This window comes from Photobacterium aquae (assembly GCF_001029445.1).
In the GTDB taxonomy this organism is placed as follows: Bacteria; Pseudomonadota; Gammaproteobacteria; order Enterobacterales; family Vibrionaceae; genus Photobacterium; species Photobacterium aquae.
Window position 1 is genome coordinate 197114 of the sequence record NZ_LDOT01000005.1, and the last position, 18568, is coordinate 215681.

Sequence of the window (18568 nt, forward strand, 5' to 3'; positions counted from 1 at the left end):
ATCATGGAAAGGGTAGAGCAACTGTTTAACGGGCTGTGGCAGGACTATGTCACACGCCTTTGTCCCTCGGCATTGCAGATCCACGATCTGCTAGCCGAGGAGGAGCCGCTGCATAACGATCACATTGCCCTACGAACGTTCAATTTACCGATGGTGGGCCTTGACCGTTTGGCTGCTCCCTTCATTGCGATTGGCTACCAACCCAAGGGGCGTTACCGTTTCGAGGGCAAGAAACTCTACGCCGAGCATTTCGAGCATCCCAACCCGCTGGCTCCCAAGGTGTTTATCAGCGAGCTGATGGTGGGGCAGTTCAGCTCGTTGTTCCAGCAGACGGTACGAGAGCTGGTGGCCCAGATGCCGGAGACGTCCTTGCGTGATCCGGCCTTCCTATATGGCGGACGGCAGTGGGAGCTGGACTTTGCCACTTATGAGTTGCTGCTGGCAGAGAGTGAGTATGGCGGTTGGCTGGCTGCCCATGGCTTTGGCGCCAACCATTTCACGGTGAGCCTCAACCATCTCGAGCAGTTCACTGAGGTACGGGAGGTCAACCACCTGCTACGTCACAATGGCTTTGTGATTAACGAGGCTGGCGGGGATGTAAAGGGAAGTGCCAAGGTGATGCTTGAACAATCGTCCACGATGGCCGACCGGGTCGAGGTTGGGTTCAGTGATGGAACCTATGCTATCCCCGGAGGCTTTTACGAGTTTGCCAAGCGTTATCCTGATGAGGATGGTGAGCTGTTCTCTGGTTTTGTCGAGGCATCTGCCGACAAAATTTTCGAGAGTACTCACCAATAGATCACCGTGATTGTCCGCGTTGTTCAGTGGCTGATGTTATCGAGGGGAGGCAGATCATAGCCGCGGCTGCTATGGCGTGGCGGCTCTTGTTGTTCGAGGTAGTGTCTGCTGCCGCTAAAGCCGGTCAATTCGACGGTTGTCGGTAGCGGGGCAATCACGGCAGGGCTAAAAGTGGTATGGTGCGGGGAGAAACGCTCGATATCCATATCTTAATCTCCGGTCAACGTTGTATAAGCACAAATTCCATATGCGCAATGTAGCACTTGCTGGGCAGGATTCAAGTGAAAAAATAGTGAAAATTATTGCAAACTTATTCGCTATAGCGATTTTTTATTTGCAGCCATAAAAAAAGCCGCTAGTGCGGCTTTTTTCAATTATGGTGGCTATCAGCGTGTACCGTAGACAACGATAGTCTTGCCGTGGGCAGAAATCAGGTTCTGCTCTTCCAGCATCTTGAGGATGCGGCCAACGGTTTCACGCGAGCAGCCAACGATTTGGCCGATTTCCTGACGGGTGATCTTGATCTGCATGCCGTCTGGGTGCGTCATTGCATCCGGTTGCTTGGCAAGGTTCAGCAAGGTTTGTGCGATACGGCCGGTTACATCCAAGAAGGCAAGGTCGCCAACTTTCTGGCTGGTTACCTGCAGGCGACGAGCCATCTGAGCAGACAGGCGCATCAGGATATCCGGATTTACTTGGATTAGCTGGCGGAATTTCTTGAATGAAATTTCAGCTACTTCGCACGGAGTCTTCGCACGTACCCAAGCGGTACGCTCCTGGCCTTCCTCGAACAGACCAAGTTCACCGATAAAGTCGCCCTGGTTTAGGTAAGACAGGATCATTTCTTTGCCTTCTTCATCCTTGATCAGGACGGCAACAGAACCTTTTACAATGTAGTAGAGGGTTTCTGCTTTCTCGCCAGCATGGATCAAAGTACTCTTTGAAGGGTATTTATGAATGTGACAATGGGAAAGAAACCACTCTAGAGTTGGATCTGTTTGAGGTTTACCTGGAACCATATTACTAACTTCCTCTGCGTTTAATGCCCAACAACGACGTCCCTATAATTCAAGGCTGGGCCTCTTGTTCGTCGTTTAGGATATTCAGTCACCTGCCGGGCTGCAAGTCAACTTGAATAATTAGCTCAGAGTTTATCTTTTTTCGGCGCGTATTTCTTGATATTGATCTATCGGAAATGGCCATTTTCTAGTCATAAGTGTGCACATGATCACACAGTTGCCAGATAGTGCCAAAACCCCCTGTTTGTAGTAAGGAGAACACGATGCAATCGCGAGTGAAATGGGTCGAGAATATGACCTTTTTAGGCCAGTCAAATTCGGGCCATAGCGTGGTAATGGACGGTAATGGTGGCGAAAAAGCCCCGAGTCCGATGGAACTGGTATTGATGGCTGCCGGAGGTTGCAGCTCAGTGGATGTGGTGGACGGCCTGAAGTCAGCCGGTCAGAAAATCACGGCGTGCGAGGCGCAGATCAGCTCGGTCCGGCGCGATCAGGCACCCCGCCTGTTCACCACGGTGAACTTGCACTTTGTGGTTACCGGTGTGGGGCTCGACAGTGCCATCGTGGCCGAGACGGTTGCCAATTCGCTGGAGAAGTACTGCTCGGTTTGCCTGATGCTAGGGGAAGGGGTCGAGATGACCCATTCCTACGAGGTTGTCGAGGCGTGATCGCCTGAACGTGGTGGCCTTTGCGCCGCCACGTTGTTTTGCCTAACTGTTGTGTTGCTAGTCCCTTCCTATGCTCTGGGCGATCGCCCTAATCCCTTGTACTACCCAATCTTTCCTGTATCGATCAGTTTTTGGATCAGCGGCCTCATGATCAACTCCATCGCAAAGCTCATCTTGCCGCCGGGCACCACCAGATTGTTGTGGCGAGACATAAACGAGCCTTGGATCATTGCCAGCAGGTACGGGAAGTCGACGTTTTTGATCCCACGGAAACGGATCACCACGAAGCTCTCGTCGAGGCTCGGAATGGCCTTGGCACTGAACGGGTTGGAGGTATCGACGGTCGGCACCCGCTGGAAATTGATATGGGTGCGCGAGAACTGCGGAGTGATGTAGTTGAGGTAGTCGTCCATCGAGCGGACGATAGATTCCATCACCGCCTCGCGGGAATGGCCACGATCCCGGGTATCACGGACGATTTTCTGAATCCACTCGAGGTTGACGATCGGTACCATGCCGATGAGTAAGTCGACGTGCTGAGCGGCGTTGACATCGCCGTCGACCACCCCGCCGTGGAGCCCTTCGTAGAACAGTACATCGGTATTTTCGGGGAGATCTTGCCAAGGCGTGAAGGTGCCCGGCATTTGGTTATAGGGAACGGCCTCGTCGAAGGTATGCAGGTAGCGGCGGAATTTGCCGCTGCCATCGTTGCCGTACTGTTCGAAGAAGCCGGCCAGCAGCGGAAAGTCATTGGCCTGGGGGCCGAAATAGCTGATATGGCGTCCCTGCTCTTTGGCTTTGCGGATCTCGACGTCCATTTCCGGGCGGGTAAAGCGGTGGAAGCTGTCCCCCTCAAGCCAGGCGGCATTGATACCCATCATGTTGAACATTTTGCGGAAGGCTTCGGAGGTGGTCGAGGTGCCCGCACCGGACGATCCGGTAACTGCAATAATCGGATGTTTTGCAGACATGACAAACCCTGTCGTTAACATTATTGGAAAGAGTTATTAACAGGGTGCGGGGGTTAGGTCAAGCGGAGGCGTCAAAAATGCCAACAGCCTCCGCCCAATTTTCTCATTATGGGAGAGCGCGCTTCAGTGGCCCATTTGATGGCGGAGTTTGATATCTACTGTTTCATGGAGCTCGGAGAAGACAATCACGGCATCGCCGCTGCGGAGCTGGGCCCGGACATGGTCGACCTTTTCTTCGAGGCTGAGCTCGCGCTCGCCGTAGTCGGTTCCCTCGCGCAGGACGAAGTGCTCGATAAGGTTAGTTAGGGTGTCTGGGTCAATATCTTGCCAGGGGATGATCATAGGACGCTACCTAAAGGGGGGAAAGCCGTATCTTGCCGGAAGCCCCGCCTATTGGCAATGCTGTTACTTGCCTGCGCTTGCCATGTCTATCCGCCAGCAGGACTGGGCTAGCGGCGGTTCAGGATTTGGCTGAACCATTCGGGAACAGTCGTTTCCAGCCATAGCGCAGGCTTGTGCCAACTGCCAGACACAAAACCGACATGGCCGCCGTTGTCGACCAGATCATAGTGGATGTGCGGCGGAAGGGGATGAGACGGGATCACCGCCCCTGTCATGAACGGGTCATCCTTGGCATGGATAACCCGCAGCGGGGTTGTGATCTCTGTAAGCCGCGCTAACCCGCTGCAGCGCCGATAGTAGTCATTGGCACCGTCAAAGCCGTGCAGCGGCGCGGTAACCTGTTCGTCGAACTGCCACAGGGTACGAATGTTCCTTGCTTGCTCCTGACCGAGGGGCATCGCCTCGGGCTGGGTGTTAATTTTGCGGTCGAGGGTACGTTTCATCGAGCTAAGCAGGTATAGCTGGTAGATCTTGGAGAACCCCTGCTGGATCCGCGTCGAGCAGGCAGCGAGATCAAGCGGTGGCGAGATCACCTGTGCGGCGAGGAGATCACTCTGCTCTTGGGACTCAGCCAGATAGTTGACCAGCATGTTGCCCCCGAGCGAAACGCCCACCGCCATGAAAGGCTGGGTCGGGAGTTGCTGGCGCAGCCACCGGAGAAAAAAGCGCGCGTCGTCAGTCTCGCCGGAATGGTAGCTCCGAGGCAGGCGGTTGATTTCGCCACTGCAGCCGCGGAAATGCATCATCACCCCGAGCCAGCCCTGTTGAGCGGCAGCATGGAGCAGGCCGTTGGCATAGGGGCTGTGAAAGCTGCCCTCAAGGCCGTGGAACAGGATCATGACCGGTTGGTTCTGGTGGCAGCTGTCAGGCTGTGCGGTCCAGGCTAAATCCAGGAAGTCACCGTCTGGCGTATCAAGGCGTTGGGTGATGGGCTCGAATAACGGTGAGCGGCGCATGAATCGGGGCAACAGGGTCTGGAGGTGGGCGTTGCGTAATCCGAGGGCCGGTTTGAACGGGGTCATAGTCGCTCCTGAGCTTGCAGTGATGGCATCAGGCTAGCAGGGAATGCCAGCAGGCGGCAATAGTTTGACAGGTTGCGGGGATGCCGGGTGGTGCTGAGTGCCATGGGGGAGAGGGCATCAATCAGCGATTGCTGCTGTTCTTGCTCGAGCTGGAGCTCTTCGTCGAGCAGCGAGCGGTACAGCTCTTTGCTCAGGCTGGGTTTGAGTTGCCGTCGCCGGGTACGGTGGGCTTGCAGGGATGGTTCGCTGGCGGACAGGGCGGCAAGCAGCACCGATATTTCCTGTGTCGACAGGGCCAGCGATTGGGTATCGAGCCAGTGCAGGAGCAGGGCGAGGTTGACGTTGCCATGGTATTGGTCTTGCAAGACGAGGCAGGCATGCTCGACACCAGGGCTGCGGTAGTGGTCAATGGCAAATTGCCAGAAGCGCAAAGGATCCAATCGCTCTATCGGCATGGTGCTGTCTCCCAGAAAAAAGGGGGATGACAGTGTCATCCCCCTTAGGTTGTGCGGTTACTGTTGGTTGAATTCGGCTTCCATCGCCTCGAGCTGCTCTTGCAGATCCATCCATTCCATCTCAACGTCTTCGAGCTGGGATTTGGATTCTGCCTGGCGCTGCAGTTGCTCGGTCAGCTGGGCTTTGTTGTCGGCTTCGTAGATTGTCGCATCCGCGAGACGCGCCTCGGCATCCGCAAGGGTTGCGCTGAGTTTTTCCATCTGCTTGTCGAGCTTGTCGACTTGCTTACGCAGCGGGGCCGTCAGCTTGCGGAATTCGGCCTCCAGACGCTTTTGCTCCTTGCGGGAGGCCGCGCTGTTGTCCTTGTTGCTCTCTGGCTTGGCAGCCTGCTGCTCGCGTCGCTCGTTGCGCTGCTGCTCGGTCAGCCATTTATGGTAATCGTTGAGATCGCCATCGAATGGCACGACTTGACGGTCGTGGACCAGATAGAGGTCATCGGTGGTTGCACGGAGCAAGAAGCGGTCGTGGCTGACAATGACCATTGCCCCCTCGAAAGACTGCAGGGCCAGAGTCAGGGCCTGACGCATATCCAGATCAAGGTGGTTGGTTGGTTCGTCGAGTAGCAACAGGTTCGGGCGTTGCCATACGATCAAGGCCAGCACCAGGCGGGCTTTCTCGCCGCCGGAGAACGGGCCGACTTTTTCCAGTGCCTTGTCGCCGACAAAGCCGAAGCTGCCGAGGTAGTCGCGCAACTGCTGCTCGGTCGCTTCCGGGGCGAGGCGAGCCATGTGCTGGACCGGGGTGTCATCCATGTACAGCGTTTCGAGCTGGTGCTGGGCGAAGTAGCCGATCTTCACACCCTGCGAGTAGGCCATGTCGCCAGCCTTGGCCGGCAACTCACCAGCCAGCATCTTGATCAGGGTGGATTTGCCCGCACCGTTACGGCCGAGCAGGCCGATACGACTGCCCGGCACCAGATTCAAGCGGATCTTCTCGAGGATCAGTTTGTCGCCGTAGCCGGCGGCGACCTGATCCATCATCAGGATCGGGTTGGGCAGGGCCGATGGCTCGCGAAATTCGAAACTGAACGGGTTGTCGAACTGGGCCGGAAGGACCTTCTCCATCCGCTCAAGCGCCTTGATACGGCTTTGGGCTTGGCGGGCCTTGCTGGCCTTGTAGCGGAAGCGGTCGATATAGGACTGCATGTGCGACATTTGCTTCTGCTGCTTCTGGTACATCGCCTGTTGCAGGATCAGCTTTTCGGCGCGCTGGGTCTCGAACGACGAGTAGTTGCCGGTATAGCTGTTCATGGTCTGGTTTTCGATGTGCACGATCCGGTTGACGACCGGGTCGAGGAAGTCACGGTCGTGGGAGATCAGAACCAAGGTACCGCGGTATCCCTGCAGCCATTTCTCAAGCCACATCACGGCATCAAGGTCGAGGTGGTTGGTCGGTTCGTCGAGCAGCAGCAGGTCGGAGCGGCATAGTAGCGCCTGGGCCAGGTTGAGGCGCATTCGCCAGCCACCGGAGAATTGGGTCAGGAACCAGCTCATTTGCTCTTGCGAGAAACCAAGGCCGTCGAGCAATTCGGCTGCGCGGGCACGGATGCTGTAGCCGCCGATGGCTTCGATTTTGCCGTGGAGCTCGGCCACTTTGGTGCCGTTGTCCGCCTCCTCGGCGGCAGCCAGTTCGGCCTCCAATTGGCGGTACTCGCGGTCGCCGTCGATCACGTATTCGATGGCACTGCGCTCGAGAGCCGGGGTCTCCTGGGCAACCCAGGCCAGTTCCCAGTTGGCAGGGTACTGGCAGTTGCCGGCATCGACGCTGAGTTCGTGCTTGAGCAGGGCGAACAGGGTGGACTTGCCACAGCCGTTCTTGCCGACAAGGCCGACTTTGTCGCCGGGATGAATGGTCGCCGAGGCCTGGTCCAGCAGGACCTTGCCGCCGCGCAGGAGTTGGATGTCAGAAAAGGTGATCATTGACTGTGCCGGGGTGTCCCGCTCCGCAAAAGACTGAATACAACAATATGTGCGGCAGTCTACCCGAAAGCGGTGGGGACTGCTAATTGCAAAGATGGCAGTGGCGGCCGTGCTATTTGTACCCGATTATGTATTATGAGGATAAAGGTTAACAAAACGTTGCCGTTCCCTGTTTTTCAGGGGCGGCGCGAGCAACAAGGACTGTTATGACCCAACAAGGCCCACCGCGTGTACTGGTGATTTATGCCCACCCCGATCCTGCTGCTTCGGTCGCCAACCGCGAGATGCTGGCAGCCGTCGAGCCCCTGCCCAATGTGACACTTCATGATCTGTATGCGGTCTATCCGGATTTCTTTATTGATGAGGCTACCGAGCGTGAGCGGGTTCGCCAGCATGATGTTCTGGTTTTCCAGCATCCGCTGTATATGTATTCCTGTCCCGCGCTCCTCAAGGAATGGATAGATGTGATCCTCTGCAAGGGCTTTGCCCATGGCGAGGGGAATGATACCCAAGGCAAGTACTGGCGCTCGGTGATCACCACTGGGGGGGCGGCGGAAGCCTACACCCCCGATGGCTACAATCGCTGCAGCGTTGACGAGATCCTCAAGCCCTTCGAACTCAGCGCGGCCCTGTGCCAGATGCACTGGCTGCCGCCGCTGGTATTGCATTGGGCTCGGCGGATCCCCGCAGCCGAACGGTCGGCCCATGCCCGGGCCTACCGTGACTGGATCCGTGATCCGCTGGCGGTAGTGCCTAAGGGGGGATGGGATGGCCGGTGATATCCTTTCTGTCAGCGTGGTTTTCTTGGCGGCGGCTGTAGTGGCCGTGCCGATTGCCCAGCGTCTTGGTATCGGTTCGGTACTGGGTTACCTGCTGGCCGGGATTGCCATCGGCCCTTGGGGGTTGGGGTTGATTGATGATGTCGATGCGATACTGCGCTTTTCTGAGTTCGGGGTGGTGTTGCTGCTGTTTTTGATCGGGTTGGAGCTCAACCCCAAGAAGCTGTGGCAGATGCGCGGGCCGATTCTTGGGCTGGGTGGCAGCCAGGTGCTGTTGACCAGCGTGGTGATCACCTTGGCGATGATGGTGGCCGGACGCTCACTGCTACCGGGGCTGACATGGGCTGATGCGCTTGTGGTCGGGATGGGGTTGGCACTGTCGTCGACAGCTATCGCGTTGCGGGTGATAGACGAGCAGGGGCTGGCGGGGAGCGATACGGGGCAGGCAGGGTTTGCCGTCTTGCTGTTTCAGGACATCGCAGTGATCCCGATGCTGGCGATTTTGCCCGTGTTGGCCGGTGGCGGAGGCGGCAGCTGGGTTGACTTGGCTTGGATGGTCGGCGGTATTGCCGTATTGCTGGTTGGCGGTCATTTTTTGCTGCGGCCGCTGTTCCGCTGGGTGGTGATGAGCAATGTCCGCGAGCTGTTTACGGTGACGGCCTTGCTGCTGGTGGTCGGGATTGCCCTTGGGATGCAGTCGCTTGGCTTGTCGATGGCGTTGGGTACGTTCTTGGCCGGGGTGCTGCTTGCCGAGAGTGAGTACCGTCATGAGTTGGAGATAGCCATCGAGCCGTTCAAGGGGTTGCTGCTTGGGCTATTCTTCATTTCTGTGGGCATGGCGGTTAATCTTGGTTTACTGCTGCAGTACCCGTTGCAGATCCTGCTGGCCGTTGTCGGCCTTGTTGCTGTCAAGGGGTTGGTTCTGTATCTCTTGGCCCGTAGTTTCGGGATCCAGGCCAAGGCCCGTAGCCAGATGGCGGCGATCCTCAGTCAGGGCGGCGAGTTTGCCTTTGTCCTGTTTACCGCCGCAATGGGACAGGGGTTGCTGGGGGCCGAGTTGTCTTCCTTTCTGCTGGTGGTGGTAAGCCTGTCGATGATGACCACGCCGTTGGTACTAAAGGTTCAGGACTACTGGTTTGTCCGCAGTTTCAAGACAGATTCAGATGAACAGATCGAGTCTGACGTCGTTGACCGCCAGCCACGGGTGATTATCACCGGCTTTGGCCGTTTTGGGCAGGTTGTGGGGCGGTTGCTGTTTGCCAACAAGATCCGGGTGACGGTTCTTGAGCGCGACCCCACCCAAATCCAGTTTCTGCGCAAGTTTGGTTACAAGGTCTATTATGGCGATGCGACTCAGGTCGAGCTATTGCGTGCGGCGGGCGCGGACCGAGCCGAGGCGATTATTATCTGTACCGATGATCCGGGTGAGGTGATGGAAGTCGTGGCGTTGTGCCAGCGGTATTTTCCCAAGCTTAAAATTATGGCCAGGGCCAGAAGCCGGGTCGAGGCACACCAGTTGTTGAGCCACGGGGTTGAGTGCTTTTCGCGCGAAACTTTTGCCAGTGCCCTTGATTTAGGACGTCAGGCCCTCATATCTTTGGGTATGCACCCTTACCAAGCTAAGCGGGCCGAATCCCATTTTCGAAAGTTGGATACTACGGCACTGCGCGATTTGTTGCCGCAGCATTCCGAGGATGTCCATTTGGCGACGCGGGCCAAGGAGGCGCGCAAAGAGCTGGAAGAGATTTTCGACCGCGAAATGCGCGGCGAGCGCGAACGTCACAATGACTGGGATTGAACTCGGTCGGTTACCGTTGAGGAGGCAAGGAGCACAATGACCAAGAAACGGTTTATCGCCGGAGCGGTGTGTCCGGCCTGCAAGCAGCAAGATACATTGCGCTGGTGGCAGGAGCACGATATTGAGCGGGTGGAATGTGTGGCTTGTGGCCATCATGATCTTCGAGCCCCGCAATCTGTCGAGCAAAGCGGGCAACTTTCAGCTCAGACCAAACAGCAGGTTATCGGGATCTTCAAGCCCGACGACGAAAAGGGTGACCTCACCCGAAACAGATAGTTGGCATCCATGTGCCATTATCCGGTATCATGCAGGCGAAATCCCTAGATACCCAGTTCAAAATTGGAGTAAACATGAAAGTCGCTAAAGACATCGTAGTAAGCCTGGCTTACCAAGTGAAAACTGAAGATGGTGTAGTGGTTGACCAGTCAACTGTCGATGCACCGCTTGATTACCTGCACGGTCACAACAACCTGATCGTAGGTTTGGAAAACGCGCTTGAAGGCCGTGAAGCTGGCGACAAGTTTGAAGTGACTGTTGCTCCTGAAGATGCTTACGGCGAGCACATGGACGAGATGGTTCAGCGTGTACCTGCTGAAGTATTCCAGGGCGTTGACGAGATCACTGTGGGTATGCGTTTCCTAGCAGATACTGATCAGGGTCCAATTCCTGTTGAAGTAACCGAAGTTGACGGCGATTTCGTTGTTGTTGATGGCAACCACATGCTGGCTGGCCAGACTCTGACATTCGTTGCTGAAGTTGTTGCACTACGTGAAGCAACTGAAGAAGAAATCGCTCACGGCCACATCCACCAAGGTGGCGGTTGCTGTGGCGGCGGTGGTTGTGGTGACCACGACCACGGTCATGAAGACGAAGGCTGCTGCGGCGGCGAAGGTCACGGCGGTTGCTGCTCGCACTAAGCCTCTGTGATAGAAAAAAGGAAGCCCAAGGGCTTCCTTTTTTATTGTCTGCAATTTATAGCGGGTCGGCCGTAAACCCACCCCGCATCAATAATGCGGAGGAGGGGTTTCTTCCGACTCTGAGGCCATATTAGACGGCTCCATGCCCTTGACCTTGCCGACCATGAATTTCATCTGGGTCTGCATCTTGTCGATCAAAAACTGCTGCGCAGTCAGGGCTTCGTTAAGATCGTCGATGGTCTGTTCCTGAAAAGCCTGTTTCATTTCCAGTTCATCGATACGGGCTTTGAGTTGTTCGAGTTCGGTCATCACGTTATTCCACCGCCCACTGTTGGGCGATACCTGCTGAAGTGCCAGAGATCACGTTGCCCTCTGGAGTAATGGCGACATCATACACGACTGCCGTAGACGATCGAGTATCCTGTTGCCCCGCCGCCTCCCAGCGGCCGAGGTTCTGGCCGGTTTGGGTATCCCACAGCTCGATTCTTTTGGCGGGGGTCCCCGTGACCAGCTTGCTGCCGTCCGCCGAAAAACGGGCGCTGGACAAATTCTGCTGGCGCAAGGCGAGATCAAGGTCGGTTTGCTTGGTGCCGTCAAATAGGTTCCAGATAGTGACCTCGTTGCCACCGTCGGCCGTCATTGCCAGTATGCCGTCACGATGAAGTGCCACCCGGCTGATCCGGCTTTTATGGGCGAAATCATAGAGGATCTGACCGCTGCGGGTATCCCAGAGGTAGGCATGGTGGTCGTTGCCGCCGGAAAGGGCGAACCGTCCGTTGGCCGAGAGGGCAACGGAATTAACTTTTTCTTGGTGGGCAAGGAACTCTAGTCGTCGTCCGGTGCCCAAGTCGACATACAAGGCCTTGCCGTTGGACAGCGCGAGGAGGACATGCTGACCGTTGTTGGCGATAGTGATATCGCGAATGAGTCCGTCGGATATTGACCATAAGCCTTCAGAGCGCCCCCAGGCTAAGTCCCAGACCGCGAAGCTCTTGGCGGTGGCGGTGATCGCGTAGCGGCCGTTGTCGGATAGGTGGCTGTGCAGCACGGTATTGTGATATTGATCTTGAGAACCAAAATCAGCTAACTTTTTGTTTTGCTGTAAGTCCCACAGCACGATACCTTGTAAGGCCGTATGGTACAGGGCAAAGCGCCCTTCGCGGCTGAGGCTGAAACTGGTTGCTCCCTCGGGTGCTAATACCCAGCGTTGTTGTTCCTGAGAGGAAAAAAAACAGCCAGTTAGGGTGATTAGTGCCACAATAAGCATGGATACGCGTTTGAGTGTTCGCATTCAAGTCTGGTTCCGATTTGCCCTGCTAATAAAACGAGATGCCTTATTAATTCACTGTTAGCGCAGTCAATCAATAAGGTGAGTGTTAGTATATTGATATAAAGCGCATTTCCTATAGATTGGGGAAAGTGAATACGAATTTTGAGGTATTCCCTCAGTATAAATGATGGAGAGTTACATGAAACCTGTTCTTAAGATGTCCGTTTTGGCGGCAACCATTCTTCTTGCTGTTGGCTGCCAAGATGAAAAAGCTGCAGAGACCAAGCCGGCAGAGCCTGCGAAAGTAGAGCAGGTTGCCACTGAAGCGGCACCGGCGGCAGCATTTGCATCTGAAGATGACAAAGCCGCTTATGCTATCGGTGCGTCATTTGGTCAGTACCTTGCGATGAACCTTGAGCAGCAGAACGAACTGGGTCTGTCTTTGAACCGCGAGCAAGTTCTTGCCGGTGTGAAAGATGCCTTTGCTGACAACAGCCGTTTGACCGATGAGGAAACTCAGCAGACGTTGCAGGCTTTGGACAAGCGCGTATCAGACATGGTGCAGAAGAAAGCTCAGGAAGAAGCCGCGAAGAACCTGAAGGCAGGTGAAGAGTTCCGTACTGAATTTGCCAAGAAAGACGGCGTGGTGAAGACTGACACTGGTCTGCTGTACCATATTGATACTGAAGGCAAGGGTGCCAAGCCTGCTGCAACCGATACCGTGAAGGTTCATTACAAGGGCTCTTTGATTGACGGTACTGAGTTCGATAGCTCATACGCGCGCAACCAGCCTGCGACCTTCCCGTTGAATCAAGTGATTGCTGGCTGGACCGAAGGCGTACAGCTGATGCCTGTAGGCTCTAAGTTCACGTTCGTGATCCCGCCTGAGTTGGCTTACGGCTCACAGGCAAACCCAAGCATCCCTGCTAACTCAACATTGAAGTTCGAAGTTGAGCTATTGGACATCGTTAAAGCGGATAAGCCAAGCGCGCCAGAGCAAGCCGCACAGTAAAACTTGGGACACTTTGAACTAAACAACCCGGCATAACGCCGGGTTTTTTTATAACAGTGCAGAGTTCTGTAACAAGAAGACTTCTGGCACCTGTCATAAATCTGATAAACTTGCTAGCAAGATTTGAAACTTTATAGCGTGCGGTACCGTGCCGTGGCTATAGCCCATTCTATTTAATTTCACTGAGTTCCACCCAGTGGCCGGAAGCTAAATAAAATGGGAATGAGCAAGGAAGAAAAGACTCGTGGTATCTACTGATAACTTTGGCTCTGACGTCATGGTCGAGAGTGACCTGATTGAGCCCCGTGCGTTTAGCGAGCACGATTATATTATCCTGCGTTCTTATGAAGCTGTGGTTGACGGGCTTGCCGCGTTGATTGGCCCGTTTTGTGAAATTGTTCTGCATTCATTGGCTGACTTGAATACCTCTGCGATTAAGATCGCCAACGGTGAGAATACCGGTCGTAAAGTCGGGTCGCCGATCACTGATCTGGCGCTGCGGATGCTGCGCGATATCGAGGGCTCGGAGCGCAACTTCTCCCGCGCCTACTTTACCCGCGCCAAGGGCGGCGACTTGATGAAGTCGATCACCATCGCGATCCGCAACGGCGAGAACAATATCATTGGCTTGCTATGTATCAATGTTAACTTGGACGCGCCGTTCTCCCAGATCCTGCAGTCTTTCATGCCGACAGACGAAGCCAAGCAGGCTGCCTCATCGGTGAACTTTGCCAGTGATGTCGACGAATTGGTGGACCAGACGGTCGAGCGTACCATCGAGGAAATCAACGCTGACAAGAACGTGTCGAATAATGCCAAGAACCGCCAAATCGTAATGGAGCTGTTCGACAAGGGGATTTTCGATATCAAAGATGCGATTAACCGCGTCGCTGATCGTCTGAATATCTCCAAGCATACGGTTTACCTCTATATCCGTCAGCGTAAGACCGAGGACGGCGAAAAATGAGTCTCAACTATGCCTTGTTGGTGCAGGGGCCGGCCTACGGCACCCAATCGGCCAGAACGGCGTACCAGTTTGCCCTCGCTCTGATCGAAGAGGGGCATACCCTGTCGCGGGTTTTTTTCTATCAGGATGGGGTGCATAACGGGTCAGCCCTGACTGCGCCGGCTTCTGATGAGTTTGACCTTGTTGCGGGCTGGCAGGCACTTGCCGCTGAATATGGCGTGGAGCTTCAGACATGCGTCGCCGCGGCTTTGCGGCGTGGGGTGGTGAGCGAGCTTGAAGCCGAGCAGAACCAGCTGCCGGGTAATAACCTTGCCTCCGGTTTCGAGCAAGCAGGTCTTGGCGGCTTGGCTGAGTCGCTGCTCAGTGCCGATCGCGTCATTCAGTTTTAGGAGCCAAAAATGAACACATTGGGTTTTGTTTTTCGTTCTGTACCGCACGGGACTGCGGCGGGGCGTGAGGGGCAAGATGCCATATTGGCCGCTTCCGCTTACAGTGAGGATATTGCCGTGTTTTTCCATGGTGACGGCGTATTTCAAATCCTCAAAGGGCAGCAGCCGGGACAGGTCTTGTCCCGTGATTACGGGGCTGCTTTCAAATTGTTCGAACTATACGACATTGAGCAGGTGTATGTTTGCGCGGCATCGCTGCGTGAGCGCGGTATTGAACCGGCTCAGTTGCTGATTGAGGCCGAAGTGTGCGAATCAGTGCGTTTTCGTGACGTACTGCATGGCTGTCAGCGCGTGTTGACATTCTGAATCAAGAGACCCCGTCGCTATGTTACATATCCTGACTCGCTCCCCGTTTTCTAGTCATTCATTCGCTCAATGTCGCTCTTTATTGGCCGAAGGTGATGCAATATTGCTGATCCAAGATGCAGTTGTGGCGATAACAGATACAAATCGTTGGTTTACTGACTTTGAGAATGCTGGCGTAAAAATTTATTTACTCGAGCCTGACTTGGCCGCTCGAGGTTTCGGTGCTGACACCAATGGTGAGATTCATATTGTTGATTATAAAGGATTTGTGTCGCTTACCGTTGAGCATGAATCACAGATGAAATGGGACTGAATCCCGTTGTTGAACGCCCGGTATAGGGCTAAAATTCTTCTGTTCAAGAAATGATCATCTGATTGATCGTTGGTTACATCTTGACACCTCTAGGTGCGATGCCTAAAATTTCGCGTCCTCCTGTTGTTGGGAGGCGGATTTTTCACATTTACGAAAGTAATATTTTCAGGAGCTATTTAATGGCAACTATTAACCAGTTGGTACGTAAGCCACGTGCTAAGCAAGTTGTAAAAAGCAACGTGCCTGCACTAGAAGCGTGCCCACAGAAGCGTGGTGTATGTACTCGTGTATACACTACTACTCCTAAGAAACCTAACTCAGCACTACGTAAAGTGTGCCGTGTTCGTCTAACAAACGGTTTCGAAGTAACTTCTTACATCGGCGGTGAAGGTCACAACCTTCAGGAGCACTCAGTTGTTCTTATCCGTGGTGGTCGTGTTAAAGACCTTCCAGGTGTTCGTTACCACACTGTTCGCGGTGCACTTGACTGTGCTGGCGTAAACGACCGTAAACAAGCTCGTTCTAAGTACGGTGTGAAGCGTCCTAAGTCTTAATGGATTCCGTTAAGTAAGGCCAAACACTAAATTATTTGATTTTTGAAGAAACTGAAAAGTTTTGGATAACCTGAAGAAGACAACGGAGAAATTCCATGCCACGTCGTCGCGTAATCGGTCAGCGTAAGATCCTTCCAGATCCTAAGTTCAAATCTGAATTGCTGGCAAAATTCGTTAACATCCTAATGGTTGACGGTAAGAAATCTACTGCTGAAAAGATTGTTTACACTGCACTTGATGCAATGGCTGAAAAGTCAGGTGAAGAACACCTAGCAGTATTTGAAAAAGCTCTTGAAAATGTACGTCCAGCGGTAGAAGTTAAATCTCGCCGTGTGGGTGGTTCAACTTACCAGGTGCCTGTAGAAGTACGTCCAGTACGTCGTAACGCACTAGCTATGCGTTGGTTGGTTGAAGCTGCGCGTAAGCGTGGTGAAAAATCTATGGCTCAGCGTCTTGCAGCAGAAATGCTAGATGCAGCTGACAACAAAGGTTCTGCTGTTAAGAAACGTGAAGACGTTCACCGTATGGCAGACGCGAACAAAGCGTTCGCACATTACCGCTGGTAATCACTTACCGGGTAATACCACTTGGGCACAGCAGGCTTTGCCTGCTGTGCCTAAACCATACTCTAAGGTTCCCCTTAGCAAGAGGATACTGCCGTGGCTCGTAAAACGCCTATCGAGCGCTACCGTAACATCGGTATTTGTGCTCACGTTGACGCCGGTAAGACAACCACTACCGAGCGTATCCTGTTTTATACAGGCTTATCTCACAAGATCGGTGAGGTTCACGATGGCGCTGCTACCATGGACTGGATGGAGCAGGAGCAGGAGCGTGGTATCACTATCACATCTGCTGCCACTACGACCTTCTGGCGTGGTATGGAAGCTCAGTTCCCAGAACACCGCGTAAATATCATCGATACCCCTGGACACGTTGACTTTACTATCGAAGTAGAGCGTTCATTGCGTGTGCTTGACGGTGCCGTTGTTGTTTTCTGTGGTTCTTCGGGTGTTGAGCCGCAGTCTGAAACCGTATGGCGTCAGGCTGACAAATACGAAGTACCGCGTATGGTTTTCGTAAACAAGATGGACCGTGCTGGTGCTGACTTCCTGCGTGTTGTCGACCAGATCAAGAACCGTCTTGGTGCTAACCCTGTGCCAATCCAGCTAAACATTGGTGCTGAGGACGAATTCAAAGGCGTTGTTGACCTTATCAAGATGAAGTCAATCAACTGGGATGAAGCTGATCAGGGTATGTCATTTACCTATGAAGACATCCCGGCTGACATGATGGAACTTGCCGAGGAATGGCGTCAGAACCTAGTTGAAGCCGCAGCCGAAGCGTCTGAAGAGCTGATGGACAAGTACCTTGAAGAAGGCGACCTGTCTGAAGCTGAAATCAAAGCCGGCCTTCGTCAGCGTACTATCGCCAACGAAATCGTGCTTGCAACTTGTGGTTCAGCATTCAAAAACAAAGGTGTTCAGGCTGTACTTGATGCAGTTATCGAATTCCTGCCTTCGCCGACAGAAGTGAAAGCTATCCGTGGTGAAGACGAAAACGGTGAAGAAGTTGAACGCCACTCTAGCGATGATGAACCATTCTCAGCGCTTGCGTTCAAGATCGCAACCGACCCATTCGTTGGTAGCTTGACCTTCATGCGCGTTTACTCTGGTGTTGTAAACTCTGGTGACAGTGTCTACAACTCTGTAAAAGAGAAGCGCGAGCGTTTTGGCCGTATCGTACAGATGCATGCCAACAAGCGTGAAGAAATCAAAGAAATCCGTGCTGGTGATATTGCAGCAGCAATCGGTCTGAAAAACGTGACAACGGGTGATACTCTGTGTGACGGCGATCATAAAGTGATCCTCGAGCGCATGGACTTCCCAGAGCCTGTAATTCAGATTGCTGTTGAGCCTCGTTCTAAGGCTGACCAAGAGAAAATGGGTATCGCGCTAGGTAAACTAGCCGCAGAAGACCCGTCATTCCGTGTTGAAACGGATGAAGAATCTGGCCAGACATTGATCTCGGGTATGGGTGAACTTCACCTGGATATCATCGTTGATCGTATGAAGCGTGAATTCAGCGTTGAATGTAACGTTGGTAAGCCTCAGGTTGCATACCGTGAAACTATCCGTGGTAAAACGGAAGTGGAAGGGAAGTTTGTGCGCCAGTCAGGTGGTCGCGGTCAATATGGTCACGTATGGCTGAAAATCGAACCATCGGAGCCTGATGAAGGTTTCGTGTTCGTGGATGAAGTCGTTGGTGGTGCGGTACCTAAAGAGTACATTGGTGCTGTTGCTAAGGGTATCGAAGAGCAGATGAACAACGGTGTGCTTGCGGGCTATCCTGTACTGGATGTCAAGGCAACCCTGTTCGACGGCTCTTACCATGACGTCGATTCCAACGAAATGGCATTTAAGATTGCCGGTTCTATGGCATTCAAGAAGGGTGCGCTACAAGCAGAACCTGTTATCCTTGAGCCATTGATGAAAGTTGAAGTAACCACTCCGGAAGACTGGATGGGTGATGTTGTTGGTGACATTAACCGTCGCCGCGGCATGATCGAAGGTATGGATGAAGGCCCAGCTGGCCTGAAAATTATCCGTGCCAAAGTGCCTCTTTCGCAAATGTTTGGTTACGCAACTGACTTGCGTTCAGCGACTCAGGGTCGTGCGTCATACTCTATGGAATTCAGCGAATACGCTGATGTACCAAAGAATGTCGCCGATGCCATCATCGCAGAACGCGGTTAATCGCAATATCTATATTGCGCCAATGGCTGTTGGCGCATAAAATAGCAACTTCTGACGCGCCCCATCATTTTATTTCAATGGGGCGTATCACAACTAGGAAGGAACACGATCGTGTCTAAAGAAAAATTTGAA

The 18568-nt window shown here is 53.8% G+C and carries 23 protein-coding genes; 14 read left to right on the forward strand and 9 right to left on the reverse strand.

The window, feature by feature from the left end; all coding sequences use genetic code 11:
• Positions 1 to 3 precede the first annotated feature (3 nt).
• Positions 4 to 798 carry a DUF1338 domain-containing protein gene (locus ABT56_RS05435; RefSeq protein ID WP_047877850.1) on the forward strand — a complete coding sequence of 265 codons (795 nt, stop codon included), beginning with the start codon at positions 4 to 6 and terminating at the stop codon, positions 796 to 798.
• A 23-nt stretch (positions 799 to 821) separates the two neighbouring features.
• Here ABT56_RS05435 and ABT56_RS05440 read toward each other — a convergent pair whose 3' ends face one another.
• Together ABT56_RS05440 and crp are read right to left on the reverse strand one after the other, a co-directional pair.
• Positions 822 to 1004 carry a hypothetical protein gene (locus ABT56_RS05440; RefSeq protein ID WP_047877851.1) on the reverse strand — a complete coding sequence of 61 codons (183 nt, stop codon included), beginning with the start codon at positions 1002 to 1004 and terminating at the stop codon, positions 822 to 824.
• A 180-nt stretch (positions 1005 to 1184) separates the two neighbouring features.
• The gene (gene crp, locus ABT56_RS05445) at positions 1185 to 1817 is read right to left on the reverse strand and encodes a cAMP-activated global transcriptional regulator CRP (protein ID WP_027250650.1); all 633 of its coding nucleotides are present in this window, start codon (positions 1815 to 1817) and stop codon (positions 1185 to 1187) included.
• A 263-nt stretch (positions 1818 to 2080) separates the two neighbouring features.
• On the opposite strand from crp, the gene ABT56_RS05450 reads away from it, so the two are divergent.
• The gene (locus tag ABT56_RS05450) at positions 2081 to 2485 is read left to right on the forward strand and encodes an OsmC family protein (RefSeq protein ID WP_047877852.1); all 405 of its coding nucleotides are present in this window, start codon (positions 2081 to 2083) and stop codon (positions 2483 to 2485) included.
• A 101-nt stretch (positions 2486 to 2586) separates the two neighbouring features.
• Here ABT56_RS05450 and ABT56_RS05455 read toward each other — a convergent pair whose 3' ends face one another.
• The 5 genes from ABT56_RS05455 to ABT56_RS05475 form a co-directional block, all read right to left on the reverse strand.
• Positions 2587 to 3456, reverse strand: a complete 870-nt coding sequence (locus tag ABT56_RS05455) for a phosphoribulokinase (RefSeq protein ID WP_047877853.1) — start codon at positions 3454 to 3456, stop codon at positions 2587 to 2589.
• Positions 3457 to 3579: 123 nt separating this feature from the next.
• Positions 3580 to 3798 carry a YheU family protein gene (locus ABT56_RS05460; protein WP_047877854.1) on the reverse strand — a complete coding sequence of 73 codons (219 nt, stop codon included), beginning with the start codon at positions 3796 to 3798 and terminating at the stop codon, positions 3580 to 3582.
• Between the two features lie 107 nt (positions 3799 to 3905).
• The gene (locus ABT56_RS05465; RefSeq protein WP_047877855.1) at positions 3906 to 4880 is read right to left on the reverse strand and encodes a hydrolase; all 975 of its coding nucleotides are present in this window, start codon (positions 4878 to 4880) and stop codon (positions 3906 to 3908) included.
• Complete coding sequence (locus tag ABT56_RS05470) at positions 4877 to 5335, reverse strand: TIGR02444 family protein (protein ID WP_047877856.1); 459 nt, start codon at positions 5333 to 5335, stop codon at positions 4877 to 4879. The genes ABT56_RS05465 and ABT56_RS05470 overlap by 4 nt, the downstream gene beginning before the upstream one ends.
• Positions 5336 to 5392: 57 nt before the next feature.
• Positions 5393 to 7315: an ABC transporter ATP-binding protein gene (locus ABT56_RS05475; RefSeq protein WP_047877857.1), complete on the reverse strand. Its 1923-nt coding sequence runs from the start codon at positions 7313 to 7315 to the stop codon at positions 5393 to 5395.
• Between the two features lie 206 nt (positions 7316 to 7521).
• Here ABT56_RS05475 and kefG point away from each other — a divergent pair, with 206 nt between their 5' ends.
• From kefG to slyD, 4 genes are all read left to right on the forward strand, one after another.
• Positions 7522 to 8094, forward strand: coding sequence for a glutathione-regulated potassium-efflux system ancillary protein KefG (gene kefG, locus ABT56_RS05480; RefSeq protein ID WP_047877858.1), 573 nt, complete (start codon positions 7522 to 7524; stop codon positions 8092 to 8094).
• On the forward strand, positions 8084 to 9892 hold the full coding sequence (kefB, locus tag ABT56_RS05485) for a glutathione-regulated potassium-efflux system protein KefB (RefSeq protein ID WP_047877859.1): 1809 nt from the start codon (positions 8084 to 8086) through the stop codon (positions 9890 to 9892). The genes kefG and kefB overlap by 11 nt, the downstream gene beginning before the upstream one ends.
• Positions 9893 to 9928: 36 nt before the next feature.
• Complete coding sequence (locus tag ABT56_RS05490) at positions 9929 to 10168, forward strand: YheV family putative zinc ribbon protein (RefSeq protein WP_047877860.1); 240 nt, start codon at positions 9929 to 9931, stop codon at positions 10166 to 10168.
• Positions 10169 to 10242: 74 nt separating this feature from the next.
• Positions 10243 to 10809 (forward strand): peptidylprolyl isomerase, encoded by a 567-nt coding sequence (slyD, locus tag ABT56_RS05495; protein ID WP_047877861.1) that lies wholly within the window; start codon positions 10243 to 10245, stop codon positions 10807 to 10809.
• A gap of 87 nt (positions 10810 to 10896) precedes the next feature.
• Here slyD and ABT56_RS05500 read toward each other — a convergent pair whose 3' ends face one another.
• Together ABT56_RS05500 and ABT56_RS05505 are read right to left on the reverse strand one after the other, a co-directional pair.
• Entirely contained in the window at positions 10897 to 11118 is a 222-nt protein-coding gene (locus ABT56_RS05500; protein WP_047877862.1) for a SlyX family protein, read from the reverse strand.
• 4 nt (positions 11119 to 11122) lie between these two features.
• Entirely contained in the window at positions 11123 to 12100 is a 978-nt protein-coding gene (locus tag ABT56_RS05505) for a WD40 repeat domain-containing protein (protein ID WP_047877863.1), read from the reverse strand.
• A 178-nt stretch (positions 12101 to 12278) separates the two neighbouring features.
• On the opposite strand from ABT56_RS05505, the gene fkpA reads away from it, so the two are divergent.
• The 8 genes from fkpA (at position 12279) to fusA (ending at position 18436) form a co-directional block, all read left to right on the forward strand.
• Entirely contained in the window at positions 12279 to 13091 is an 813-nt protein-coding gene (gene fkpA / locus ABT56_RS05510; RefSeq protein ID WP_047877864.1) for an FKBP-type peptidyl-prolyl cis-trans isomerase, read from the forward strand.
• Between the two features lie 244 nt (positions 13092 to 13335).
• Positions 13336 to 14058 carry a helix-turn-helix transcriptional regulator gene (locus ABT56_RS05515; RefSeq protein ID WP_047877865.1) on the forward strand — a complete coding sequence of 241 codons (723 nt, stop codon included), beginning with the start codon at positions 13336 to 13338 and terminating at the stop codon, positions 14056 to 14058.
• A complete protein-coding gene (tusD, locus tag ABT56_RS05520) occupies positions 14055 to 14447 on the forward strand; it encodes a sulfurtransferase complex subunit TusD (protein WP_047877866.1) in 393 nt (130 codons plus the stop codon). The genes ABT56_RS05515 and tusD overlap by 4 nt, the downstream gene beginning before the upstream one ends.
• 9 nt (positions 14448 to 14456) lie before the next feature.
• Entirely contained in the window at positions 14457 to 14813 is a 357-nt protein-coding gene (gene tusC, locus ABT56_RS05525; RefSeq protein ID WP_047877867.1) for a sulfurtransferase complex subunit TusC, read from the forward strand.
• Between the two features lie 19 nt (positions 14814 to 14832).
• Positions 14833 to 15126: a sulfurtransferase complex subunit TusB gene (tusB, locus tag ABT56_RS05530; protein WP_047877868.1), complete on the forward strand. Its 294-nt coding sequence runs from the start codon at positions 14833 to 14835 to the stop codon at positions 15124 to 15126.
• Positions 15127 to 15305: 179 nt separating this feature from the next.
• Entirely contained in the window at positions 15306 to 15680 is a 375-nt protein-coding gene (gene rpsL / locus ABT56_RS05535; protein ID WP_005595139.1) for a 30S ribosomal protein S12, read from the forward strand.
• Positions 15681 to 15775: 95 nt separating this feature from the next.
• Positions 15776 to 16246, forward strand: coding sequence for a 30S ribosomal protein S7 (rpsG, locus tag ABT56_RS05540; protein ID WP_047877869.1), 471 nt, complete (start codon positions 15776 to 15778; stop codon positions 16244 to 16246).
• 93 nt (positions 16247 to 16339) lie between these two features.
• A complete protein-coding gene (gene fusA, locus ABT56_RS05545) occupies positions 16340 to 18436 on the forward strand; it encodes an elongation factor G (RefSeq protein WP_047877870.1) in 2097 nt (698 codons plus the stop codon).
• Positions 18437 to 18568 lie beyond the last annotated feature (132 nt).

What these genes read in the sequence shown, in the direction of transcription:
- ABT56_RS05435 (WP_047877850.1), top strand. Translation starts at nt 4, where the DNA reads ATGGAAAGGGTAGAGCAACTGTTTAACGGGCTGTGGCAGGACTATGTC.
- ABT56_RS05440 (WP_047877851.1), bottom strand. Translation starts at nt 1,004, where the DNA reads ATGGATATCGAGCGTTTCTCCCCGCACCATACCACTTTTAGCCCTGCC.
- crp (WP_027250650.1), bottom strand. Translation starts at nt 1,817, where the DNA reads ATGGTTCCAGGTAAACCTCAAACAGATCCAACTCTAGAGTGGTTTCTT.
- ABT56_RS05450 (WP_047877852.1), top strand. Translation starts at nt 2,081, where the DNA reads ATGCAATCGCGAGTGAAATGGGTCGAGAATATGACCTTTTTAGGCCAG.
- ABT56_RS05455 (WP_047877853.1), bottom strand. Translation starts at nt 3,456, where the DNA reads ATGTCTGCAAAACATCCGATTATTGCAGTTACCGGATCGTCCGGTGCG.
- ABT56_RS05460 (WP_047877854.1), bottom strand. Translation starts at nt 3,798, where the DNA reads ATGATCATCCCCTGGCAAGATATTGACCCAGACACCCTAACTAACCTT.
- ABT56_RS05465 (WP_047877855.1), bottom strand. Translation starts at nt 4,880, where the DNA reads ATGACCCCGTTCAAACCGGCCCTCGGATTACGCAACGCCCACCTCCAG.
- ABT56_RS05470 (WP_047877856.1), bottom strand. Translation starts at nt 5,335, where the DNA reads ATGCCGATAGAGCGATTGGATCCTTTGCGCTTCTGGCAATTTGCCATT.
- ABT56_RS05475 (WP_047877857.1), bottom strand. Translation starts at nt 7,315, where the DNA reads ATGATCACCTTTTCTGACATCCAACTCCTGCGCGGCGGCAAGGTCCTG.
- kefG (WP_047877858.1), top strand. Translation starts at nt 7,522, where the DNA reads ATGACCCAACAAGGCCCACCGCGTGTACTGGTGATTTATGCCCACCCC.
- kefB (WP_047877859.1), top strand. Translation starts at nt 8,084, where the DNA reads ATGGCCGGTGATATCCTTTCTGTCAGCGTGGTTTTCTTGGCGGCGGCT.
- ABT56_RS05490 (WP_047877860.1), top strand. Translation starts at nt 9,929, where the DNA reads ATGACCAAGAAACGGTTTATCGCCGGAGCGGTGTGTCCGGCCTGCAAG.
- slyD (WP_047877861.1), top strand. Translation starts at nt 10,243, where the DNA reads ATGAAAGTCGCTAAAGACATCGTAGTAAGCCTGGCTTACCAAGTGAAA.
- ABT56_RS05500 (WP_047877862.1), bottom strand. Translation starts at nt 11,118, where the DNA reads ATGACCGAACTCGAACAACTCAAAGCCCGTATCGATGAACTGGAAATG.
- ABT56_RS05505 (WP_047877863.1), bottom strand. Translation starts at nt 12,100, where the DNA reads ATGCGAACACTCAAACGCGTATCCATGCTTATTGTGGCACTAATCACC.
- fkpA (WP_047877864.1), top strand. Translation starts at nt 12,279, where the DNA reads ATGAAACCTGTTCTTAAGATGTCCGTTTTGGCGGCAACCATTCTTCTT.
- tusD (WP_047877866.1), top strand. Translation starts at nt 14,055, where the DNA reads ATGAGTCTCAACTATGCCTTGTTGGTGCAGGGGCCGGCCTACGGCACC.
- tusC (WP_047877867.1), top strand. Translation starts at nt 14,457, where the DNA reads ATGAACACATTGGGTTTTGTTTTTCGTTCTGTACCGCACGGGACTGCG.
- tusB (WP_047877868.1), top strand. Translation starts at nt 14,833, where the DNA reads ATGTTACATATCCTGACTCGCTCCCCGTTTTCTAGTCATTCATTCGCT.
- rpsL (WP_005595139.1), top strand. Translation starts at nt 15,306, where the DNA reads ATGGCAACTATTAACCAGTTGGTACGTAAGCCACGTGCTAAGCAAGTT.
- rpsG (WP_047877869.1), top strand. Translation starts at nt 15,776, where the DNA reads ATGCCACGTCGTCGCGTAATCGGTCAGCGTAAGATCCTTCCAGATCCT.